The following is a 2203-nucleotide window of genomic DNA, read 5'->3' on the forward strand; positions in this document are numbered from 1 at the left end:
GACCCGCTGCGCCCGGCTGCGCCGCGCTAGCGATCGCCACGGGGTTTTGTGGCGACCCGCTAGCTCCGGCTGCGGACCAGCTCCAACACGTCCGGGCCGAACTGCTCCAGCTTGCGGGCGCCGATACCCGGGATCGCGACCAACGCGGCGTCGTCAGCGGGCAGGAGTTCGGCGATCGCGATCAGCGTGTTGTCGGTGAACACGACGTAGGCGGGCACCTTCATCTCCTTGGCGGTGCGCAGCCGCCAATCCTTGAGCTGTAACAACAGCTCGTCGTCGATGTCGGCCGCACACGTCTCACAGCGACGGAGCATGATCGCTGTCGGCGTGGTGAGCTGGTTGTTGCAAATGCGACAGCGTGACGCGGTGCCGCGATTACGACGTGGCCGACTGGGCCCGGCGTCGGACTGGGTCTGCGGGGCGAGGCCGTTGAGGAACCGGGACGGCTTGCGCGTCTGCCGCCCACCCGGGTTCCGGGACAACGACCAGCTGAGCGCCAAATGCATTCGGGCCCTAGTGATTCCGACGTAGAGCAGTCGACGCTCTTCTTCGACGGCTTCGCTCTCGGCGCCGTGCGCCAACGCGTGCGAGATCGGCAGCGTGCCATCGGTCAAGCCGACGAGGAACACCGCATCCCACTCCAGCCCCTTGGCGGCGTGCAGCGAGGCCAGCGTGACACCCTGCACCACCGGCGGGTGGCGTGCGTCGGCGCGGGTCCGCAGCTCGGCCAGCAGATCGGGCAGATCCAGTTGCGGGCGGTGCGCCACCTCTTCATCGACCAGCTCGGCCAACCCGGACAGCGCCTCCCACCGATCCCGGGCCCGGGTTCCGGCCGGCGGTTCATCCGTCAAACCCAGTGGTTCGAGTAGTCCGCGCACGATGTCGGGCAGCGGCCCGTCGCTTTCGGCGCCGCGGTTGGCCGCCCGCTGTAAGACCAGTAGGGCCTGGCGGATCTCTTGACGGCTGAAAAAGCCCTCACCGCCGCGGACCTGATAGGCAATGCCGGCTTCGGTCAACGCCTCTTCGTAGACCTCGGATTGCGCGTTGATCCGGTACAGCACCGCGATCTCGGCGGGCGGCGTGCCGGCCTCGACGAGCCGTGAGATCGACGCTGCCACCGCGGCGGCTTCGGCGACTTCGTCGGTATTTTCACGAAACGTCGGCGCCGGTCCCGGATCACGCTGACCGACCAGGTGCAGCTTGCTGCCGGCCACCCGGCCGCGGGCGGCGGCGATCACCCGGTTGGCCAGCGACACCACCTGCGGCGTCGACCGGTAGTCGCGTTCCAGGCGCACCACCGTCGCCTCCGGAAACCGCCGCGAGAAGTCCAGCAGATAACGCGGTGAGGCCCCGGTGAATGAGTAGATAGTTTGGTTGGCGTCGCCGACGACGGTCAGGTCGTCGCGATCCCCGAGCCACGCCGAGAGGACCCGCTGCTGCAGCGGCGTCACGTCCTGGTATTCGTCCACCACGAAACAGCGATACCGGTCCCGGAACTCGTCGGCGATCGCGGCGTCGTCCTCGATCGCGGCCGCGGTGTGCAGCAACAGGTCGTCGAAGTCGAGCAGCGCTACATCGTCGCCGCGGGATTTCAGCGACTCGTAGGCCGCGTACACAGCCGCGACCTTGGCGGCGTCTAGTGGAATGTCGCGGGCGGTGTTAGCCACCGCATCCGGATACTGCTCGGGGGAAATCAGCGACGCCTTGGCCCACTCGATTTCGCCGGCCACATCGCGCACGTCGTCGGTGCTCAGCTGCAACCGGGCGCTGGTCGCGCCGCGGGCGACGACGGCGAACTTGCTCTCCAACAACTGCCAGCCGGTGTCACCGACGACTCGCGGCCAAAAATAACGCAGCTGCCGGTGTGCTGCCGCGTGAAATGTCAACGCCTGCACCGCGCCGACACCGGTTTGCGCCGCGGCCCCCAATGCCCGCAACCGGGACCGCATTTCGCCGGCGGCGCGTTGGGTGAATGTCACCGCCAACACCTGACCCGGGGCCACATGTCCGGTGGCGACGAGCTGGGCGATGCGGTGGGTGATCGTCCGGGTCTTACCGGTTCCCGCCCCGGCCAGCACGCAGACCGGTCCGCGGGGAGCCAGCACGGCCTCGCGCTGCTCGTCATCGAGGTCGGCAATCAAAGGGACCAAGGGGTCAGTGATCACCGGCATGGCGTCCATCTTGGCAGTGGTCGCCGACAAAC

General features: G+C 68.1%; 1 protein-coding gene. It reads right to left on the minus strand.

Features of this window, described 5'->3' with window-relative positions; translation table 11 throughout:
• Positions 1–59: 59 nt before the first annotated feature.
• Positions 60–2171 (minus strand): ATP-dependent DNA helicase UvrD2, encoded by a 2112-nt coding sequence (locus WBF82_RS11185; RefSeq protein WP_424383102.1) that lies wholly within the window; start codon positions 2169–2171, stop codon positions 60–62.
• Between the last annotated feature and the right edge of the window lie 32 nt (positions 2172–2203).

It is taken from the genome of Mycobacterium sp. (genome assembly GCF_049673265.1).
Classification (GTDB): domain Bacteria; phylum Actinomycetota; class Actinomycetes; order Mycobacteriales; family Mycobacteriaceae; genus Mycobacterium.